We start from the raw sequence: 20102 nt of genomic DNA on the forward strand, positions 1-20102 counted from the left end.
TTTTCCTCGACCAGTTTTTTAATGATTTTAATCCTTTAAATAGTTTGTTAATCACTCATAATGCAAGCTCCCTGCTACCCAGCCAGTGCAGAGGGCAGATGTGATGTTGAAGCCGCCCGTATGGGCATTGATGTCTAAGACCTCTCCAGCAAAGTGGAGGCCAGGAACCAGTTTGCTTTCTAGGGTTTTGGGATTGATTTCTTTGAGGCTGACGCCACCTTTGGTTACAAAGGACTTGGCTAGGGACATTTTGCCAGTGACAGGGATGGGTAGTTCTTTGATTTGTTTGATGAGAGCCTCTTTTTCACTGATATGGAGTTGTTTGGCTTTATCGGGGAATGGCTGCGCTAAAAAGTCTGCTAAGCGCTCAGGTAGGAGGATTTTCAGGCAGTTCTTCAGTGATTTTTCCCGATGTTCTTCTAAAAAGCCCGCCAAATCCTGCTGACTCATCTGTGGCAAAAGGTCCAGATAGATGGTTTCGCCACCCTTGACAAAGCTAGACAAGCGCAGGGCTGCCGGACCTGATAGACCAAAGTGGGTAAAGAGTAGGTCGTGAGTAATGCTATGCTTGCTGTAGCTTAGGGTCACATCGTCCAGTGAAATCCCCTGAAGCGCTTTGTGGGGAAAGTCAGTTAGGAGAGAACTTTCAGCCGCTTCCAGGTCAGTCACCGTGTGCTTGAAGTGTCGGGCAATATCGTGACCAAATCCTGTCGAGCCAGTTGAAGGGTAGGACTTGCCACCAGTTGTCACAATCAATTTTTGACAGGTCCAAGTCTGATCGCTAGATCTGACAATGAAAAGATCATCAGTTTTTTTGACAGAGACGATTTCAGTATTGGTGATGACAGTGCCACCCAGCTCTGCAATTTTCTTTTCCAAAGCTTCGATAATAGTGCGGGACTTGTCTGTCGCTGGGAAAACACGGCCGTGGTCTTCAACCTTGAGTTTGACGCCGTTCTCAGTGAAAAAGTTGATGATGTCATGGTTGTCAAACTGTGAAAAGACGCTGTAAAGAAAGCGCCCGTTGCCTGGAATGCCAGCCATGAGATCATCCAAGTTTCCATTGTTAGTCACATTGCAGCGCCCGCCGCCTGTTCCGGCTAGTTTCTTGCCTAGTCGTTTATTTTTCTCAAGGAGCAGGGCCTTCTGTCCGTAGAAAGAACTGGAAATGGCAGCCATCATGCCAGCCGGTCCACCGCCAATGATGATTGTGTCGAAATGGTTCATTTGCTTTTTCCTTTCGTGGAGAGTGTTTTTTGTCTGTGAGTTGGTAGTCTTATAATGTTTTACTGTCTTGCAATCATTTTTGAACGATTGTAGCTAAGAATATCCAGGACTCTCAATCATTCGTTTTTTAATTCCTTTGCTAGACTAATCTGTCTCATTGTATCACAAAAAAGGGCAAAAAAGATAGAAGGCAGACTTAAAAAATATTGCGAAATTTGACAGGTAAGCCTTGATATGATAAGATTTAGGTATCTATATCTAGAAAAAGTTTTTGAGGAAATTATGGCAATTGAAAAGACAGTCAGTGAGTTAGCTGAGATTCTCGGAGTTAGTCGTCAAGCGATTAACAATCGTGTCAAGGCGCTTCCGCCGGAAGATACTGAAAAGAACGATAAAGGGGTCACAGTAGTGACCCGTAGTGGTTTGATTAAGCTGGAAGAAATCTATAAAAAGACTATTTTTGAAGATGAGCCGGTCAGTGAAGATGTTAAGCAGCGAGAGCTGATGGAAATTTTGGTAGATGAGAAGAATGCTGAGATTGTGCGTCTCTATGAACAGCTTAAGGCCAAGGACAGCCAGCTAGCTAAAAAAGATGAGCAGCTGCGTATCAAGGATGTTCAGATTGCTGAAAAAGACAAACAGCTGGATCAGCAACAACAGTTGACAGCAAAGGCCATGAGTGAGCGTGAGACCTTGCTGTTGGAACTGGATGAAGCTAAAGAGCAAGCTCAAAAACAAGAGAATAAAGGCTTCTGGGCGCGTTTGCTTGGGAAGTAAAAAGAGGGCTGGGGCAGAATTGTCTCAGCCTTACCTTATTATGAAAAGAAAGGAACAGAATGAGACCACATAAGCTAGGTTTAAGGCGACTTTACCGAAATTTAGATCGAATATTATTACTATTTTTCATTGTATTTATGATGATGGAGTTTGCTTGGATACCTTTTACATCTTGGGCAGCTGAGTCACTTCTTAAGCAGACAGGTTATGAGTTCTTGTCTTACAATAATGCGGTGAGCGTTTTTTCAGCAAATTGGCTAGTGACGACTCAATTTGTGATCCTCTTTTTAGTAAATTTATTGGTTGCTTATTCTCAAATTGGAATAATCTTTATGGGGGTTCGCAATCTATTAGACGAAGAAGAACGCACTCATTTTGGTTTTCTCAAAGCGACTTTTCGTGATAGCTGGGTAATGTTGTTGCGAGCAAGGCCCAGTAAGGTTCTCTTTATTGTTTGCTATATGGGAATTCTATTTCCTTTTATGCGACAAATTTTGAAGATCTATTATCTAAATAAGCTATTAATTCCAGACTTTATTGTGACCTATCTGGAAAATCAGTATTATTTAGGTATTGCTATCAGCATCTTCGTTCTTATTTTATTTCTAATTGCTGTGCGCTTGATGTTTGCAGTTCCTAAAATTTTCTTAGAAAAGATACCCGTTCGTAAGGCCATCCAGTTTAGCTTGGATAAGACGCGAAAACGACTGCTCCATTATTCTTGGCACTTGTCTTGGATTATTTTTAAAAGTCTCTTTATTTATGCTTTTTCTATTTTAATGCTAATCTTCTTACAGCATTATGCTGATACTCAGTCTAATATGATTAGCCTTGGAATTGGGATTTTTAACTTTATTTTGATGAAATTAGCTTATTATTTTATGTTGAGCTATTTTCTGATCAAATTCCTTTCTTTTTTGACGGACAAAGCTTTAGCCGATTATCCTCAGAAAAAAGGGAGTCCTTGGTTGCGAGGTTTTGTTTTACTGATATCCTGCTTGGTATTTGCAGCAGAAGGCTTGATTTATTTGCATTTTCCTTTGCAAACGATTCCGAAAACCATCTCGCACAGAGGAGTTTCAGATGGAAATGGTGTGCAAAACACAGTTGAGTCGTTAGAAAAGACGGCTCTACTCAAGCCAGATTATGTCGAAATGGATGTTCAGGAAACGAAGGATGGGCAGTTTGTCATGATGCACGATACGACTCTAAAAAATTTAGCTGGTATAGATAAACGCCCTCAAGAGTTAACCCTGGCGGAATTGACTGCGTTGGATATTTACGAGAATGGCTATCGGACTAAAATATCTAGTTTTGATACTTATTTAAAACGAGCGAATCAACTGGGCCAAAGGCTTTTGATTGAAATAAAAACGAGTAAGCTAGATTCTAGTGATATGATGGATCGTTTTTTGAAAAAATATGCGGCAACGATAAAAATTTATGGTCATCAAATGCAATCTTTAGATTACCATGTGATTGATAAAGTGTTGGATTATGATAAGGATATACAAGTCTTCTTTATCTTGCCTTATAATACGATTTTTCCTCGTACTCAGGCATCAGGCTATACGATGGAATATTCGACGTTAGATGATAATTTTGTCAATAAAATATGGCAATCGGATAAGTACCTCTATGCTTGGACGATTAATACAGAAGATGCAACAGCGAAATCCTTTAGATTAGGAGTAGATGGGATTATCACAGATGATGTTTCCTATATCCAAAACTCGATTAAAGAGCTAAAAGATAATCCTAAATATGCTACTTTGCTAGAAAATAAGGCAAAGGATCTACTTAATTTTCCTGGTAATTAAGAGAGTGGGACAGAAATCGGTAATTCGTCAGAATTCGATTTCGTCGTCCCACCTCCGCACAGTTGAGTAGGGCTGTAAAAGCTGATGAAATCAGCGTAGTAGAGCCCACTCAACCACTGCGTCTTGCTCGACAATCCAAAGACAATTGAGAGGCTAGGACTTTTGTCCCAGCCTCTTTCTGCTTAAAATGGTAATTTTCCTGCGAATGCGCCCATTTTCTTTTTAGTTGCCTCATCGATTTGTTCAAGTGCATGGTTCAGAGCTTGAACAGTCATATCAGATAGGGTTTCAAGGTCATCTGGGTCAACAACTGCAGCCTGGAAATCAATCTTGACGACTTTTTTATCGCCAGTCAAAGTTGCAGTGACTAAATCTTGAGCAGATTTTCCGATAAATTGTGTTGCAGCTAATTCTGCTTGGTTTTGTTCCATTTGTTTTTGAAGTTTCTGTGCTTGTTTCATCACTGATTGCATGTTCATCATCTTATTTTTGTCTCCTTTTATTAAGGGTGAAGCCTTGTTTGTTTTCTCTTGACTATTTTACCATATCTGGTAAATCTAAGCTAGATTTTTCTAGGTCAATGGTCAGTTTGTAATCTGTCTTATCCCGTACAGTATGTTCAAAGTCTGTTGTGTAAAGTACGAGGCGTAATTTGGCACCTTTTGCCATCTTGTAAATAGTTGGTTGAAGTTCAAAAGATAGCTCCATCCATTGATTAGGGATGACTTCTTCAACAGTTAAGAGTTCTGTCCTATTTTGCAGGTTAAGGAAGCCTTTAGTGATGACACGATGTGGTGTATCTGCAAAAGGTAACTCCATTAGATTATCCAGCATATAGTAGCGACCATTATCCATGGCTCTGGGCTCTATTGGGCTAGGAATTGGCGTGAGTCGTTTTGTAGAGCCATAGTCCAAAAGTTGTGCAGAAATTAGCCCCTTATTTGTGCTTGATTTGAGATGAAGGTTGAGTCTGACGGACCCATTAATAAATAGGTCATCTTCTAGTGGTAGATCAATGGTGATTTGTTGTGCTTTGTCTTCAAACAGCTCATTTTTAAAGATTTGATAGCTTTTTGCAAAGCGATTGTAGTCTTCGTCAGAATAATGATTTTGGATCTCTTGAGAGCCTTTACCAAGATGGAAATGAGCGTAGTTCTCTTGATTTCCAAAATCGTCTAGGCTCATCCAGTTTTGCGCCTGGCTATTGTCTTGCCAGATAACAGGTGGTAAGTCAAAGCTGGATGAATAGTTTAGTAATTTTTTAGATAAAAGGGCATTCATGCTTTCACGGAAGTCAATGGATTGCCAGTTATTCATGTAGACGTGAGCACCATTATGGAAGAAAAGATGCTTTTTGATGTGAGATGGCAGAGCATGAAACATCTGGTAGACATGGAGTGGCTTGACATTCCAGTCTTGGGAGCCGTGAGTGAAGACAACCTCTGCTTGAACCTTATCTGCATGGATCAGATAATTTCGATCATGCCAGAATTGGTTGTAGTCTCCAGTTTCCCTTTCTAAGTCACGCCTTTGCTTATCTAGACTTGCTTGGTAGGTATCGTTATGGCGCAAGTATTCGCCAGCTCTTAGGTTGCGAGAATAAGTTAGCTCAGTTAGAGATTCAAAGTCTTCTCCAGGATAGCCACCAGGACTAGTGACTAGACCATTTTCACGGTAGTAGTTGTACCAAGATGAAATACCAGCTTCAGCAATGATAACCTCAAGTCCATCTACACCAGTTGTGGCTAATCCGTTTGACATGGTTCCTAGGTAAGAAATACCAGTCGTAGCTACTTTTCCATTTGACCAAGTCGCTTTGATTTCTCGTTGGCGGCTATGATCAGTGAAAGCACGGCAACGACCATTAAGCCAGTCAATGACATTTTTGTAGGCTTCGATCTGGTGATAATCACCACTAGTCATCAATCCTTCAGAGTCCTTGGTTCCAACACCAGATACGTAGAGATTGGCAAAACCACGCGGAAGCAAATAATCATTGAGGGTATAAGTGCCTATATGGCCCAGCTTTTCTTCAGATGTCTCAACCAAGTTTGCCTGTCCTTGGGATTCGACTGTTTGGATGATTGACTCTTGAAGCGTAATTTTTTTAGGTGTTTTGCAAGCTAAGTCTACATTCATATTGTGGAGTGCTTTATCACTTGCTTTGTCATTAGTCCCTTGATGATAGGGGCTAGCTGTCATGACTGCTGGGATATTTCCTTCAAATCGAGGGCGAATAATACTGACTTTTATCAGATCAGGTCGCCCATCGCCATCTGTATCGACGCGAGACTCAACATAGACGACTTCACGGATAGCATCATGACTACTAAAAGTTGCGAGGCTCTTGCCGTTAAAATAGTGATATTGATTGTCTTCAGGGATTAATCCTTCACTGACCAGCTGATCAACTAAAATATTTCCAGATTTTGTTCGAGTATTGAGGAGATGGTATAGATTTTCAAGGTTATTTCCGTAAGTAATCGGGAAGTTAATCTCTTTACAGAAGTCTGCTACATTTTCAAAATCTACGAAGGGAGTGAAGCCCAAAAGCTGCAAAGCTATGGTGTAGAAAACCACATCTGTCAGTTCACGATTGGACTCAAAAAAAGTCAATAGATCAGTTTCATTGTCTGCTACCATGTTGGACAAAATAGTATCTATGTTTTGGTAGCCGAATAGAGCTCTTTTTAAAAAGAGTAGAAGATTCTCTTTTGGAGAGTTTGTTGCTTGGAAATCAAAGCCAAGATTGCTCAGTTCGGTTAACATGGTTTCTGTGGATGCTTTGGTATAGCTGTACTGATTATAACGCATGTTTTTACTCCTTTTTTGTATTTATCTAAAATTGACCTTTACATTCTCCATTATAACTGATACAATAAAGTTTGTCTAAAAATTTTATAAGGAGATTGAACACATGGATGTTACATGGATGGCGAAATACATCACAGAATTTCTGGGTACTGCCATTTTGATTATTTTAGGAAACGGTGCTGTTGCCAACGTTGAGTTGAAAGGCACTAAGGGTCACCAAAGTGGGTGGTTAGTTATTGCAGTTGGTTATGGAATGGGTGTTATGATCCCCGCTCTTATGTTTGGAAATGTTTCAGGAAATCACATTAACCCAGCTTTCACCTTAGGTTTGGCTGTTAGTGGTTACTTTGAATGGGGACATGTTGCTCCTTACATTGCAGCTCAGATTTTGGGAGCGATGTTTGGACAAGCTCTTGTGGTTGCGACTCACCGTCCTTACTATTTAAAAACTGACAATGCAAATCATATCTTAGGAAGTTTCTCAACTATTTCAAGCCTCGACCATGGAACACCTGAGTCTCGTAAAGCAGCAACTATTAATGGTTTTATAAATGAGTTTGTTGGTTCATTTGTGCTTTTCTTTGCAGCTCTCGCTATGACAAAGAATTATTTTGGTGCAGAAGTTGCTAAGTTTGCAACAACTCAAGGCGTAGATGCTTCTACTATTCAAGGTAAAGTACAAATTGGGCACTATGTCAACAGCGGTTTGGCTGTTTCTCACTTAGCGCTTGGTTTCCTTGTGATGGCTTTGGTGACTTCACTTGGTGGTCCTACAGGTCCTGGTTTGAACCCTGCACGTGACTTTGGTCCTCGTTTACTTCATGCTATCTTACCTAAATCAATCCTTGGTGAGCACAAAGGTGATTCAAAATGGTGGTATGCTTGGGTACCAGTCGTAGCACCTATCCTTGCAGGTATCACTGCTGTTATGTTATTTAAACTTATCTACGGATAATCAAGAGGGCGCAAGCCCTTTTTATTTTATTCTTTTAAATGAAAAGGCGAGATGGAGCATAAAATGAAAGCTAAGTATTTTGAGTGGGACCACTTAAATGGATGTAGATGATGCTTTTTTACTTTGAACTTATTTGATTATTAGCCAGGCCTGACTGCTATTTTGAAGAGAGGGCTGGGACTCATCAAAACTATTTACAGTATGAATTCGAATCTGCCAATGGTTTGGTTGTTGCCCACAATGTTTATTGTTGATTTACTAGTAGCAGGAATAACCTGCTACTTTTTGTTTAAGCTTGTGTTTGTTTTTCTCGAAATTTTGTATAATTATTTGTAAAATGAGCCAAAATTTTCTACAATAGAAGAGACTTGGAGGAATTTATGACAACGAATGATCAGATAATAAAGACAGTTCCAGTATTAAAAGTAAATAACCGTCGCTTAAATCTTGAATTTTATTGCCGCACATTGGGAATGAAAAACCTTCTGGAGGAGGGAGCGATTGTTAGTCTAGGGGATCAGACGAAGAGTGAAAAGCTTGTGATTGAAGAATCCCCAAGCATGCGTACACGTAAAGTAGAAGGACCGAAAAAAATTGCTCAAATCACCTTGAAAGTTGTGGATCCAAAAGAAATCGAAGCTTTGTTACATCAAGCGCCTCAAATTCATCAAATCTATAAAGGAAAGAAAGGCTATGCTTTTACAGCCATCTCTCCAGAAGGGGATTTTTTCTTTGTTCATGCAGAAGACGATGTAGCTACGTTAGAGGCTATCTCAGATTTGCCAGTATTTGAATTGCAGGAACATTTTGTTGGTTTAACTCAGTTTCACATTGAGGAAATTGTGCTGCATGTTCCAAATAAGGCAAAGGCAGAATCTTATTATCAAGCAATTAGCTTAACTCTTCCGCTTGCTTTTAAAGAAGAAATAGGACCAGATTTGTTGGTGAATAATGATATTACATGGGACTTGTCTATGTTAAAATTTTCTGTGGAATCGTTTGATGTAGATGAATTATCTGGTTTATTTGAAGAACGAGATTTATTTATACCAAAGTCTAAGAAGTTTCTTTTGACGACCGATGATAGTCGTATTGAATTGTGGTTTGAAAAGGCATGACAAAACAAAAGATTTTTGAGAAAATCGAAGACCAGATTGAACAAGGGATTTATCCTGGAGCGAGTCTGGCCTTGTACCAAGCTAGCCAGTGGCAGGAATCATATTTTGGTTTGGCTAATCCGCAAGAAAAAAAGCCACTCAAGCTGGTTTGGTCTATGACTTGGCTAGCGTCAGCAAGGTGGTCGGAGTCGGAACTCTGGCAGCCTTTTTGTGTGAGCAAGGCAAATTGGATCTGGATTTGCCCTTACAGCATTATTATCCGGCCTTTCATCGAGAAGATGTAACTGTGCGTCAGCTCTTGACTCACACATCAGGACTGGATCCCTTTATTCCCAATCGTGATCAGCTGACAGCTCCTGAGTTGAAAGCAGCGCTCAATCATTTGACGGTGCTTGAAGATAAGACCTTCCGCTATACGGATGTGAATTTTCTGCTCTTGGGCTTTATGTTGGAAGAGATCTATGGTCAAGCTTTGGATCAGATTTTTCAAAGTCAGATTTTCCAGCCTTGGGGTTTGGCTGAGACAGGTTTTGGACCAGTTCCAGGTGCTGTGCCGACCATTCGCGGTGTTCAGGATGGTCAGGTTCATGATCCCAAGGCGCGTGTTCTAGGCATTCATGCTGGCAGTGCTGGCTTATTTTCAACTCTCAGGGATTTGGAGATATTTCTGGAACATTATCTGGAGGATGACTTTGCGGCCAATTTGACCCAGAATTTTTCCAAGGAGCCAGGCAAAAGGCGCGGTCTAGCTTGGAACTTAGAGGGCAGCTGGCTGGATCACACTGGCTACACGGGAACCTTTATCATGTATAATCGCAAGGAGCAAAAGGCAGCTATTTTCCTGTCTAACCGGACCTATGAAAAAGACGAGCGAGCTCAATGGATCTTAGATCGTAACCAGCTGATGGATCTAATAAGAAAAGAACTTTAAAAAACTCCGGCTGTAAGCCCCGGAGTTTTATCATGTCTGCCTATAAAAATATCGGCCTCTAGCTCCAGTGATTTTCTCTTAATAAAAATCGCTTTTTTTGCTAAAGTATATTAAAATAAGATAGAGAGAATCTACAAACAAGAGAAGAATATGACAAAAGAAATTGGTGTCGGCAAGGCACATAGTAAAATTATTTTAATGGGAGAGCATTCGGTTGTCTACGGATATCCTGCCATTTCCCTGCCTCTTAATCGTATTGAAGTAACCTGTCAGGTCTTTCCGTCTGATCAAGTCTGGACCCTCTACGCCGATGATACGCTGTCTATGGCTGTTTTTGCCTGTCTAGAACATCTAGGCAGGCAAGGGGCTAAGATTCGCTGTCAGGTGGAGTCCATGGTCCCTGAGAAGCGGGGGATGGGGTCTTCAGCCGCAGTCAGTATTGCGGCTATTCGGGCGGTCTTTGACTACTTTGAAGAAGAGCTGGATGACCAGACGCTGGAAATTCTAGCCAATCGGGCGGAGATGATTGCCCATATGAATCCCAGCGGCCTTGATGCCAAGACCTGCCTCAGCGATGTGGCTATTAAGTTTATCCGCAATTTCGGTTTCAGTGAAATTGAGCTGGATCTGGGTGCCTTTTTAGTGATTGCAGATACGGGCATTCACGGCCATACCCGTGAAGCTATCCGTGCTGTAGAAAGTCAGGGTCAAAAGGCTCTGCCTTTGCTCCAAGAATTGGGGAATTTAACGAAAATCCTTGAGAAGGCTATTTCTATCAAGGACTTGATGACAATGGGACAAGCTATGACAAAAGCTCATGAGAAGCTAGCCAAGCTAGGAGTGTCTTGCCAGAAAGCAGATGAGCTGGTGGCGGCAGCGCTTGAAAATGGAGCTTTGGGTGCTAAAATGAGTGGCGGTGGCCTGGGTGGCTGTGTCATTGCTCTTGTAAGAGAAAAAAGTCAGGCGGAGGCCTTAGCCGCCTTATTGAGAGAGAAAGGGGCCATTAACACATGGATCGAAAGCCTGTAAGTGTCAAATCCTATGCCAATATTGCAATTATCAAATATTGGGGGAAGAAAGATGCAGCAAAGATGATTCCGTCTACCAGCAGTATCTCGCTGACACTGGAAAATATGTACACCGAGACCCAGCTGAGTCCTTTACCGGCTACAGCGACTGGAGATGAGTTTTATATTGACGGTCAGCTACAAAGTCCGGCAGAACATGCCAAAATCAGTAAGATTATTGACCGCTTCCGCTCTCCAGAAGATGGTTTTGTCCGCGTTGATACCAGCAACAATATGCCGACAGCAGCGGGTCTGTCTTCCAGCTCCAGTGGTCTATCTGCCTTAGTCAAGGCCTGCAATGCTTATTTTCAGACGGGCTATCAGACGCAAGAGCTGGCTCAGCTGGCCAAGTTTGCTTCAGGGTCGTCAGCTCGGTCTTTCTTTGGTCCGCTAGCGGCCTGGGATAAGGACAGCGGAGCCATTTATCCAGTCAAGACGGATTTGAAGCTAGCCATGATTATGTTGGTTCTGTACGATGAGAAAAAGCCCATTTCCAGCCGTGACGGTATGGAGCTCTGTGCTAAAACTTCCACCATTTTCCCAGATTGGATTGCCCAGTCTGCCTTAGATTATCAGGCCATGCTAGGCTATTTGCAGGACAATGATTTTGCCAAGGTAGGTCAGCTGACGGAAGAAAATGCTCTTCGAATGCATGCTACGACTGAAAAAGCTTATCCTCCGTTTTCTTATCTGACAGAGGAGTCTTACCAAGCTATGGATGCTGTCAGAAAGCTGCGGGAGCAGGGGGAGCGCTGCTACTTTACCATGGACGCAGGGCCCAATGTCAAGGTACTCTCCTTGGAGGAAGATCTAGACCATCTGGTGGCCATTTTTGAGAAGGACTATCGCCTTATTGTCTCCAAAACAAAGGACTTGTCAGATGAAGACTAGTGCAAGAGTTCAAACCTGTGGCAAGCTCTATCTGGCGGGTGAATATGCAGTGCTGACGGCCGGTCAGCCGGCCATTATCAAGGCCATTCCTATCTATATGACGGGAGAAATCCAGGCAGCGCCTGACTATCGCTTGACATCAGATATGTTCGAACACAGTGCTAACCTAGAGACAGACCCTGATTATGCCTTGATTCAGGAGGCGGTAGGGGTTATGAACACTTATCTGCTAGCCTTAGGATACCAACTTCAGCCTTTTTCTCTAAAAATTAGTGGCAAGATGGAAAGGGATGGCAAGAAGTTCGGGATTGGCTCCAGCGGTAGTGTGGTTATTCTGACCCTTAAGGCCATGGCAGCACTTTATGAACTGGACTTAGAGCCAGAGCTACTCTTTAAGCTGGCTTCTTACGTCCTTCTCAAGCGCGGAGACAATGGCTCCATGGGAGATCTAGCCTGCATTGCTTATGAAGATCTGATTTACTACCGGTCTTTTGATAGAGAGCTGGTCCGCAAGTGTATGGGCAAAGTTGATTTACAGCAATTATTAGCAGAGAATTGGGGCTTTGAAATTCGCAGCATTAAGACTTGCTTAGCCATGGATTTTCTGGTTGGTTGGACCAAGCAGCCGGCGATTTCTAAGGACTTGGTCAATCAGGTCAAGTCAGCTATTTCAGAGTCCTTTTTGACAGGCAGTAGGACGCAGGTCGATGCCTTGGAGAAGGCTTTATTAGCAGGAGAGAAGCTTGCTATTCAGTCTAGTCTGGAAAAGGCTAGTCAGCTCTTAGAAATGCTCAGCCCAGCTATCTATATAGACAGACTGAAGGCTCTAAAGGAAGCAGCAGAGGGACTGAACTGCGTGGCTAAGAGCAGTGGTGCCGGCGGTGGCGACTGCGGGATTGCTCTTAGCTTTGATGCCGCATCTAGCAAGCAACTGATTCAAGCTTGGCAAGCAGCTGGCATTGAGCTATTATACAGAGAAAGGATGGACCATGATGAGCCAGAATCGTAAGGATGACCATATCAAATACGCTTTAGAGCAGCGTCCAGGTTACAATAGTTTTGATGAAATGGAACTGATTCATCGTTCTTTGCCCAAGTATGATTTGGCGGAGATTGATTTATCTACTCACTTCGCTGGTCGTGATTGGGAGTTCCCTTTTTATATCAATGCCATGACTGGTGGCAGCCAAAAAGGCGGTCAAATCAATGAAAAGTTGGCTCAAGTATCTGAAAGTTGTGGTCTTCTTTTTGTGACTGGCTCTTACAGCGCAGCCTTGAAAAATCCTTCTGATCCTTCCTATCGGGTGGCGACTGGTCGGCCTAATTTATTGCTGGCTACCAATATCGGCTTGGACAAGCCTTTTCAAGCCGCTCAGCAGGCAGTAGCTGATTTGCATCCCCTCTTTTTGCAGGTCCATGTCAATCTCATGCAGGAATTGCTGATGCCAGAGGGCGAGCGAGAGTTTCGTTCTTGGCGCCAGCACTTAGAAGATTATGGTCAGCGATTAGAAATTCCTCTAATTCTTAAAGAAGTTGGCTTTGGCATGGATCGCTCTACTGTCGAAGAAGCGCGCTCCTTGGGGATTCAGACTTTTGATATTTCCGGTCGGGGTGGCACTAGCTTTGCCTATATTGAAAATCAGCGGAGTGGCAATCGTGACTATCTCAATGATTGGGGGCAATCTACTCTGCAGAGCCTGCTAGCTCTTCAGCCACTTCGCGCTGAGGTCGAACTTTTGGCTAGTGGAGGTGTCCGTCATCCTTTGGATATGATCAAAGCCCTTGTCTTAGGAGCCAAGGCGGTCGGCCTCTCTCGCACCATGCTGGACTTGGTGGAAAATCACTCTGTGGAAGAGGTTATTGCTATTGTAGAAGGCTGGAAATCGGATCTGCGCCTCATCATGTGCGCCCTGTCTTGCCGAAACTTGCAAGAACTAAAGAGTGTTCCCTATCTACTCTATGGGCGGCTGAAAGAAGCTCAGGAACAGATTAAATAAATAGCATAAAGACATACAAAAAAGGCCATCAAGGCCTTTTTACTTGTCCTGTTTTCGTAAGTCAGCTAGTATTTCCTGAGCAGCAGCGAGGTTGAAAGTCTTCTTAGCTGTTAAGTGACGGACTACAGCAGCAATTTCTTCGCCTTGGGCTCCAGCTTGTAATGCTAAAGATTTGGCTTGCAATTTCATATGTCCGGCTTGGATGCCAGTGCTGACTAGGGCTTTTAGGGCAGCGAAGTTTTGCGCCAATCCGACAGATACGATGAGGGATGCCAAGTCCTTAGCCTGAGGTTGCCCTAGCAAGTCAAAGCTGGCTGCCACTGCGGGATTGAGGCCGATGGAGCCTCCCTTAGTCGCAATGGGCATGGGCAGGGTCATCTGGCCATGAAGCTGGCGTTTGTCTGGGTCTGCCGTCCAAGTAGAGAGGCCGCGGTAGCTTCCTTCTCGGCTGGCATAGGCATGGGCACCGGCTTCTACAGCCCTCCAGTCATTTCCAGTAGCCAGCACCAAAGCATCAATACCATTAAAGATACCTTTATTGTGGGTAGCTGCCCGGTAAGGGTCAATCTGGGCTAGCTTGCTAGCCAGCTGCATCTTATCTGCAAGAAGTTCCGCCTCGGTCTTATCTCGGCTGAGAAAGCGATAGTCGATGACACAGCGGGCTGTTACCAGGCTATCTGTTGCATAGTTTGACAGGATAGCCATCAGACTCTTACCGCCAGTCAGCTCTTCCAGAGGAAGGGTGAGAGCCTCTAGCATAGTGTTGAGCATATTGGCTCCCATAGCTTCCTGCGTATCCACAGATAGATAGAAAATGAGAAAGTCATCCTTTTGCTCCAGCCAGAGGTCTCTAGCTCCACCACCACGAGCAACAATCGATGGATAGGCTTGGTTGGCCTGTTCCAGCAACTCTTTCTTTTTCTTGAGAACATCTTTGATGGCTTGGTCGACCTTTTCAACCTGATAGAGGGCAATTTGCCCAATCATCTGGCGTTTGTGAACCTCGGTTTCAAATCCGCCTGAACGTTTGATAATCCTAGCTGCAAAGCTAGCCGCTGCTACCACAGATGGCTCTTCTGTCACAAAAGGAACTTGATAGCTTTTGCCATCCACCAGAAAGTCTGGCACCAGAGAGTAGGGCAGGGCCAGAGTGGCCAGGACATTTTCACTCATCTGGTTGGCTGTTTCCAGAGGCAAAGTCTGCTGACTGTCTAACAGCTGCCAGTGTTCATCTTGTAATATTCCCTTTTCTTTCAGCATCTGCAGCCGTTCAGCAGGAGTTTTTTTGGAAAATCCAGTCCAGTTTACTTTCATGATGATTTCTCAACTTTGATATACTTACGCTGGTGCTCTGCAATTTCTGCCAGAGCAAAGCTTTGGTTTTCATAGCCAGAGAAACTGGCATTGCCCTCCGCATCCAGCTCCGCTTCTGCAAAAAAGATGTGCTCGTATTCTTCAACAGAAAGGGCCTGACGCTGGTCTAATTCCTCTAGGCGTGTCTGGGATAGATGCTTTTCATAGCCTTCTACCAAATTGGCACTGAAGATTTCAGAGACAGCTCCGCTACCATAACCAAAGAGAGCAATTCGATCGCCGGCCTTGAGGTTGTCAGAGTTTTCTAAAAGAGACAGAAGGCCTAGAAAGAGGGATCCTGTATAGATATTTCCAACTTTTTGACTGTAAAGAATGGAGGCTTCAAAGTTTTTCTTGAGCTGTTCTTGCTGCTCTTGAGGCAGGCTTTTATCCATGATTTTATTGAGACCTTTAAGAGCTAGTTTTGGATAAGGCAGATGGAAGCAATAGGCCGCAAAATCTTTGAGAGTGAGCTTGTGGCGTTTCTGGTACTCCGCCCAAGTTGTCTTTAAGCTATCCAGATATTGCTGGGTCGAATAGAGACCATTCACATAAGGTGTTGTCGAGTAATTTGGGCGCCAAAAATCCATGATATCGCGTGTCTGAGCTACATTATCATCATTGAAAGCGAGGATACGAGGATTGCTGCTAATCAGCATAGAAATAGCTCCCGCTCCCTGCGTTGGCTCGCCAGGAGTGTTAATGCCATACTTGGCAATATCGCTAGCTAACACCAAAACTTTGCTGTCTGGATGTTTTTCGATATGGAGCTTGGCATAGTCCAGTGCAGCAGTCGCCCCATAGCAGGCTTCCTTGATCTCAAAGCTGCGAGCAAAAGGCTGGATGCCCAAAAGGCCGTGAATAAAAATGGCTGCTGCCTTGCTCTGGTCAATCCCTGACTCAGTGGCCACGATGACCATATCAATCTTTTCTTTGTCCTCTGTTGTCAGGATGGGTTCTGCTGCCGCCGCTCCCAGGGTAACAATATCCTCAGTCAGAGGAGCAATGCTTAGTTCTTTGAGCAAGAGCCCCTTGCTAAGCTTTTCCGGGTCAGTCCCACGAGCTACCGCTAAATCATTTAATTTTAAGACATAATTGGATGTTGCAAATCCAATTTTATCAATTCCAATTTTCATACTAAAACCTCATATCTTGATAAGACAATCAAGAGTATTTCAATCTCTATTTTATCACAATTTAATATAAAACTGATAGAAAAGACCTATCTTAAAAAGATAGGTCAAAAGAAAAAGGTAGTGAGAACACCTGATTTTTCAGTAAATTACTCTGGTGTTTCAAATTTTATAGCCCGCAAGGGTTTTAATCAACGACTCGCTTCCTTTTCTCAATATATTTATAAAGTTTAAGGGCAACCGTTCCACTGGCCATACCAATGGAGATGACTAGAGCTAGAATGACGACCAATGTCGCATGAACCATGGCTTGACTGTAGTTACCAGTGACAAAGAAGGCAGTCGTCCGATAAGATATGTAGCCCGGGACCAGAGGCGCTAGAATAGCCAAAATAAAAACAACAGCAGGTGTTTTGTAGATGATGCTGAGAATTTGGCTGATGCAAGACCCAACGATTGCTGCTACAAATGTTGCTACAATAACATTTGTAGGTCCTTTCAAAAGGAGGTAAAGTAACCAGACAGCCATCCCAAGTATACCACCCGGTATCAGCATGCTACGTTGAACATTTAAAACGATAAGAAATGTGATGATTGCTAATAGGCTAGCTAGAGCCTGTAATAAGAATGTTAATATTGTCATAGCTTTATTTCATTAAAACGAGGGCAACGGAAGTACCCGCACCGAGCGCAAGCGTAATGAGAAGAGATTCAAAGAGTTTGCTCATTCCTGAGTTGATATGGTTGGTCATAATATCTCTGACAGCATTGGTCAGTGCAATACCAGGAACAAAAGGCATCACAGCTCCAGCAATAATTAAGTCCGCTGTCGAGTCAAAACCTGAATAGCGAGCCCATATTTGAGCTAGTAAACCAAAAACAAATGCACCAGCAAAGGCGCTTACAAAGGGAATACGAACATATTTTTCGGCGTAAAGAGAAAAAGTAAAACCAAAAAATGTAGCGATAGCAGCACCGATTGCATCATAAAAATTACCTCCAAACATGATGGAGAAGAAGGGGGCACTAAGAGTTGCCGCAATCGTTAGTTGTTTTTTGTTGTAGGGAAGACTCTTATTTTTCAAGCGAAGTAAGCGGTGATAAGCTTCTTGTAAAGTCAATTCTCCACTAGTCAACTGTCGTGATACTTGATTGACATCACAAACTTTTTCTATATTGTAGTTTGAATGAACAATACGTTTCATACGAGAAATATTCGTATTCTCGATAGAGAAGAAAATAGCAACAGGCATTGCTAATGCATTGCAATCAATAATCCCTTGCGAGTGTGCAATGCGAATCATAGTATCTTCTACACGATATATTTCAGATCCGCTTTGTAGTAAGAGGGTCCCTGCTAGCATGATGACATCCACTGCTAGATTAAAATCTTTTGGCTCTTCCATAATCTCTTTCCAAGTATTTCTAAACTTTCTTTTATTATAGCAAAATTCAGAAGCTTCTTCATAAAAATTTTGTGATAATGTTAAAAAGAAGACTGGAGAACATCCAATCTTCTTTTCTTTGATGACTTATTTCATTAGCTCAAGGCGTCATCCATTGAAAGAACTTCGTGGAAGACACGTTGTGTCAATTCAGTTTTTTGTTCAGGAGTGAGGTACTTAGTATTTACACAGTAACCAGAGATACGAACGATAACGTCTTCGCCAGACATAATCTTGTCGTAAACGTCCTTCAAGTCCATAACGTTCAAGTTAACGTGTTGTCCACCATTTTCAAAGTAACCGTCAAGGATTGTTACCAAGTTATCCACTTGCTCATCATGAGTCTTACCAAGCGCACGAGGTGATACTTGAGTTGTCAATGAGATACCGTCAGCTGCATAACTGAAGTCCAGACTAGCAAGTGAGTTCAAGTTTTGCAACCAGCCACCTTTTGCCTTGTTAGATGGGTTCGCACCTGGTGAGAAGAACTCAAGTTTAGACAAGTTCACAGTACCGTCTTCGTTGAGGTAAACTCCTTTATGGACTGGTGAGTTACCAGTTTGTTTAGAGTAAGCAACGTTAGATGTGATTGTCAAGAGTGATACTGTAGCTTCAGCGTTCTTGTAAAGTTTGTGGCTACGCAAACGAGTTGTGTAAGCTTCAACTAACCATTCAGCCAATTCGTTTGAACGAGGATCATCTTCACCCCAACGTGGGTATTCGCCGATTGTTTCGTAATCGTAGATGTAGCCATTTTCGTCACGGATTGGTTTAACGGTAGCGTACTTGATAGCTGACAATGTATCAACAGTGTTAGCAAATCCACAGATACCGAATCCCATGTTTGCACGTTGGTGAGTAGGCAAGAAGGCCATTTGAACAGCTTCGTAGTTATACTTATCAGTCATGTAGTGGATGATGTTCAAAGCATCTACATAAGTGTCTGTCAACCAGTCAAGTGATTTTTCAAAGTTCGCTTTAACGGATTCAAATTCAAGGACTTCATCACGGATAGGATCGATGTCAAATACCTTGTAGTCTTTATGTACATCGTCGTAACCACCGTTGAGACCTGTAAGAAGAGCTTTCAGAACGTTTACACGAGCACCGAAGTACTGGATGTTGTGGCGTTGTTCTTCATTTTCTGGGTCAAGTGGAGATACACAACATGAGATACAGCTCATTTCGCCGTATCCGTCTTTCGCCATTGTTGTTACACCTTCGTATTGGATAGAAGAGTGTTTGTGGCTCATGTGCATACAGTAGTGACGGAAGTTGTAAGGTAATTTGTCAGTCCAAAGAACTGTCAAGTTTGGCTCTGGAGAGTTACCGATGTTGTCAAGAGTGTTCAAGAAACGGTAGTCCATCTTCGTAACACGGTGACGACCATCGTTACCCATACCTGCCATAGAAGTGGTGATAAAGGTTGGGTCACCTGAGTACAATTGGTCGTAAGCTTTTGTACGAGCAAATTTAACAGTACGAAGTTTCAAAACGAAGTCATCGATAAATTCTTGGATTTCGCTTTCAGTGTATGTTCCACGAGCAAGGTCGCGTTCTGCAAAGACATCAAGAACGATTGGCACACGTCCAAGAGAAGTTGCAGCACCGTTGATGACACGGCAGACTGCCATGAAGGCAATGTTTGTCCATTGAACAGCTTCTTTTGTATCAAAGGCTGGTCGGCGAACATCAACTCCATAAAGGTCACCTAATTTAACAACTTCGCCAAGCGCTTGGTATTGCAAATTGATTTCTTCACGAAGACGAATTGTTTCTTCGTCAATTTCTGTCAAAGCGTTCCAGTCGTTCACTTTTTCAGCCATCAAGTAGTCAGCACCGTACAAGGCCAAACGAGCGTAAACCCCGATGATACGTCCACGAGAGTATGCGTCTGGAAGACCAGTAACTGTGTGAGCGTGGCGAGCACGACGAATGTTTGAAGTATAAGCACGGAAGATACCATCATTTACTGTTGTCACGTACTTAGTAAAGATTTCATGAACAGCAGGATCTGGTTCGTATCCATTTTCTTTCAAAGTAGTTTCAGCCATACGGATACCACCTTTTGGCATGAAGTTCAATTTGAAGAGTTCGTCGTTTTGGATACCATAGATAAGTTCGTTATCTTTGTCGATATAACCAGCTGGAATACCAGCGATAGAAGCTGGGCGAGTATCCATTGGGAAGCGAGTTGCTTCATAATGCGCTTTGGTTTCTTCGATAATCTTTTTGATGTGAAGAGAACGCTCAGTTGGACCGGCTAAGAAGCTTTCATCTCCATCATAAGGAGTGTAGTTAGCTTGAACAAAGCGTGAAATACTTGCTTTTTCTTTCCAATCTTCACCTTTGAAGCCTTCCCAAGCTTTGTCAAAAATATCTTGTGCTTCGACAACAGTTTTAACAACCATGTTAAATTCCTCGTTTTTCTTTCTAGCAACAGGCATCTGTTACATTTATATAGATAAAGTATAGCATATAGTAACCGTTTACACAAAGGTTTTTCAGGTATTCACGAGCTTTTCTTTTATAATACAGTTTTTTATTTTGTATGATGTGTACTATATCGTTTGA

The 20102-nt window shown here is 42.7% G+C and carries 16 protein-coding genes and 1 pseudogene; 9 read left to right on the forward strand and 8 right to left on the reverse strand.

Annotation, left to right across the window (positions count from 1 at the left end; translation table 11 throughout):
• Positions 1 to 51: 51 nt before the first annotated feature.
• On the reverse strand, positions 52 to 1227 hold the full coding sequence (locus HMPREF9182_RS07250; RefSeq protein WP_009444033.1) for an NAD(P)/FAD-dependent oxidoreductase: 1176 nt from the start codon (positions 1225 to 1227) through the stop codon (positions 52 to 54).
• Between the two features lie 282 nt (positions 1228 to 1509).
• On the opposite strand from HMPREF9182_RS07250, the gene HMPREF9182_RS07255 reads away from it, so the two are divergent.
• Positions 1510 to 2004 (forward strand): DUF536 domain-containing protein, encoded by a 495-nt coding sequence (locus tag HMPREF9182_RS07255; protein ID WP_037602790.1) that lies wholly within the window; start codon positions 1510 to 1512, stop codon positions 2002 to 2004.
• Between the two features lie 59 nt (positions 2005 to 2063).
• Entirely contained in the window at positions 2064 to 3824 is a 1761-nt protein-coding gene (locus HMPREF9182_RS07260; RefSeq protein WP_009443430.1) for a glycerophosphoryl diester phosphodiesterase membrane domain-containing protein, read from the forward strand.
• A gap of 182 nt (positions 3825 to 4006) precedes the next feature.
• Here the strand turns inward: HMPREF9182_RS07260 and HMPREF9182_RS07265 are convergent, their stop codons facing one another.
• Positions 4007 to 4306 (reverse strand): YbaB/EbfC family nucleoid-associated protein, encoded by a 300-nt coding sequence (locus HMPREF9182_RS07265; RefSeq protein ID WP_009754466.1) that lies wholly within the window; start codon positions 4304 to 4306, stop codon positions 4007 to 4009.
• A gap of 52 nt (positions 4307 to 4358) precedes the next feature.
• Positions 4359 to 6638, reverse strand: coding sequence for a Xaa-Pro dipeptidyl-peptidase (locus HMPREF9182_RS07270; protein WP_009443495.1), 2280 nt, complete (start codon positions 6636 to 6638; stop codon positions 4359 to 4361).
• Positions 6639 to 6741: 103 nt separating this feature from the next.
• Between HMPREF9182_RS07270 and gla the strand changes: the two genes are divergently transcribed.
• The 7 genes and pseudogenes from gla to fni all read left to right on the forward strand — a co-directional run bounded on the left by gla (position 6742) and on the right by fni (position 13597).
• Positions 6742 to 7593 (forward strand): aquaglyceroporin Gla, encoded by an 852-nt coding sequence (gene gla / locus HMPREF9182_RS07275; RefSeq protein ID WP_009754742.1) that lies wholly within the window; start codon positions 6742 to 6744, stop codon positions 7591 to 7593.
• Positions 7594 to 7973: 380 nt separating this feature from the next.
• Positions 7974 to 8711, forward strand: coding sequence for a CppA N-terminal domain-containing protein (locus HMPREF9182_RS07280; protein WP_009443757.1), 738 nt, complete (start codon positions 7974 to 7976; stop codon positions 8709 to 8711).
• Positions 8708 to 9642 (forward strand): annotated as a pseudogene (locus tag HMPREF9182_RS07285) (serine hydrolase domain-containing protein). Before HMPREF9182_RS07280 ends, HMPREF9182_RS07285 begins: the two are co-directional and overlap by 4 nt.
• 150 nt (positions 9643 to 9792) lie before the next feature.
• Complete coding sequence (gene mvk / locus HMPREF9182_RS07290) at positions 9793 to 10671, forward strand: mevalonate kinase (protein WP_009443208.1); 879 nt, start codon at positions 9793 to 9795, stop codon at positions 10669 to 10671.
• The gene (gene mvaD, locus HMPREF9182_RS07295; RefSeq protein ID WP_009754467.1) at positions 10653 to 11600 is read left to right on the forward strand and encodes a diphosphomevalonate decarboxylase; all 948 of its coding nucleotides are present in this window, start codon (positions 10653 to 10655) and stop codon (positions 11598 to 11600) included. The genes mvk and mvaD overlap by 19 nt, the downstream gene beginning before the upstream one ends.
• Entirely contained in the window at positions 11590 to 12609 is a 1020-nt protein-coding gene (locus tag HMPREF9182_RS07300; RefSeq protein WP_009443058.1) for a phosphomevalonate kinase, read from the forward strand. The genes mvaD and HMPREF9182_RS07300 overlap by 11 nt, the downstream gene beginning before the upstream one ends.
• Positions 12590 to 13597, forward strand: coding sequence for a type 2 isopentenyl-diphosphate Delta-isomerase (fni, locus tag HMPREF9182_RS07305; RefSeq protein ID WP_128080251.1), 1008 nt, complete (start codon positions 12590 to 12592; stop codon positions 13595 to 13597). The genes HMPREF9182_RS07300 and fni overlap by 20 nt, the downstream gene beginning before the upstream one ends.
• Positions 13598 to 13636: 39 nt before the next feature.
• Here fni and HMPREF9182_RS07310 read toward each other — a convergent pair whose 3' ends face one another.
• From HMPREF9182_RS07310 to pflB, 5 genes are all read right to left on the reverse strand, one after another.
• On the reverse strand, positions 13637 to 14911 hold the full coding sequence (locus tag HMPREF9182_RS07310) for a hydroxymethylglutaryl-CoA reductase, degradative (RefSeq protein ID WP_009443187.1): 1275 nt from the start codon (positions 14909 to 14911) through the stop codon (positions 13637 to 13639).
• The gene (locus HMPREF9182_RS07315) at positions 14908 to 16086 is read right to left on the reverse strand and encodes a hydroxymethylglutaryl-CoA synthase (protein ID WP_009443792.1); all 1179 of its coding nucleotides are present in this window, start codon (positions 16084 to 16086) and stop codon (positions 14908 to 14910) included. Before HMPREF9182_RS07315 ends, HMPREF9182_RS07310 begins: the two co-directional genes overlap by 4 nt.
• 184 nt (positions 16087 to 16270) lie before the next feature.
• Positions 16271 to 16726, reverse strand: a complete 456-nt coding sequence (locus HMPREF9182_RS07320; RefSeq protein ID WP_009754668.1) for a threonine/serine exporter family protein — start codon at positions 16724 to 16726, stop codon at positions 16271 to 16273.
• Between the two features lie 4 nt (positions 16727 to 16730).
• The gene (locus HMPREF9182_RS07325) at positions 16731 to 17489 is read right to left on the reverse strand and encodes a threonine/serine exporter family protein (protein ID WP_009443140.1); all 759 of its coding nucleotides are present in this window, start codon (positions 17487 to 17489) and stop codon (positions 16731 to 16733) included.
• A gap of 134 nt (positions 17490 to 17623) precedes the next feature.
• The gene (gene pflB / locus HMPREF9182_RS07330) at positions 17624 to 19939 is read right to left on the reverse strand and encodes a formate C-acetyltransferase (RefSeq protein ID WP_009754851.1); all 2316 of its coding nucleotides are present in this window, start codon (positions 19937 to 19939) and stop codon (positions 17624 to 17626) included.
• Positions 19940 to 20102 lie beyond the last annotated feature (163 nt).

The organism is Streptococcus sp. oral taxon 056 str. F0418, from assembly GCF_000220065.1.
Classification (GTDB): domain Bacteria; phylum Bacillota; class Bacilli; order Lactobacillales; family Streptococcaceae; genus Streptococcus.

What these genes read in the sequence shown, in the direction of transcription:
- HMPREF9182_RS07270 (WP_009443495.1), bottom strand. Translation starts at nt 6,638, where the DNA reads ATGCGTTATAATCAGTACAGCTATACCAAAGCATCCACAGAAACCATG.
- HMPREF9182_RS07250 (WP_009444033.1), bottom strand. Translation starts at nt 1,227, where the DNA reads ATGAACCATTTCGACACAATCATCATTGGCGGTGGACCGGCTGGCATG.
- gla (WP_009754742.1), top strand. Translation starts at nt 6,742, where the DNA reads ATGGATGTTACATGGATGGCGAAATACATCACAGAATTTCTGGGTACT.
- fni (WP_128080251.1), top strand. Translation starts at nt 12,590, where the DNA reads ATGATGAGCCAGAATCGTAAGGATGACCATATCAAATACGCTTTAGAG.
- HMPREF9182_RS07315 (WP_009443792.1), bottom strand. Translation starts at nt 16,086, where the DNA reads ATGAAAATTGGAATTGATAAAATTGGATTTGCAACATCCAATTATGTC.
- HMPREF9182_RS07280 (WP_009443757.1), top strand. Translation starts at nt 7,974, where the DNA reads ATGACAACGAATGATCAGATAATAAAGACAGTTCCAGTATTAAAAGTA.
- HMPREF9182_RS07255 (WP_037602790.1), top strand. Translation starts at nt 1,510, where the DNA reads ATGGCAATTGAAAAGACAGTCAGTGAGTTAGCTGAGATTCTCGGAGTT.
- pflB (WP_009754851.1), bottom strand. Translation starts at nt 19,939, where the DNA reads ATGGTTGTTAAAACTGTTGTCGAAGCACAAGATATTTTTGACAAAGCT.
- HMPREF9182_RS07265 (WP_009754466.1), bottom strand. Translation starts at nt 4,306, where the DNA reads ATGATGAACATGCAATCAGTGATGAAACAAGCACAGAAACTTCAAAAA.
- HMPREF9182_RS07300 (WP_009443058.1), top strand. Translation starts at nt 11,590, where the DNA reads ATGAAGACTAGTGCAAGAGTTCAAACCTGTGGCAAGCTCTATCTGGCG.
- HMPREF9182_RS07310 (WP_009443187.1), bottom strand. Translation starts at nt 14,911, where the DNA reads ATGAAAGTAAACTGGACTGGATTTTCCAAAAAAACTCCTGCTGAACGG.
- HMPREF9182_RS07260 (WP_009443430.1), top strand. Translation starts at nt 2,064, where the DNA reads ATGAGACCACATAAGCTAGGTTTAAGGCGACTTTACCGAAATTTAGAT.
- mvaD (WP_009754467.1), top strand. Translation starts at nt 10,653, where the DNA reads ATGGATCGAAAGCCTGTAAGTGTCAAATCCTATGCCAATATTGCAATT.
- HMPREF9182_RS07320 (WP_009754668.1), bottom strand. Translation starts at nt 16,726, where the DNA reads ATGACAATATTAACATTCTTATTACAGGCTCTAGCTAGCCTATTAGCA.
- HMPREF9182_RS07325 (WP_009443140.1), bottom strand. Translation starts at nt 17,489, where the DNA reads ATGGAAGAGCCAAAAGATTTTAATCTAGCAGTGGATGTCATCATGCTA.
- mvk (WP_009443208.1), top strand. Translation starts at nt 9,793, where the DNA reads ATGACAAAAGAAATTGGTGTCGGCAAGGCACATAGTAAAATTATTTTA.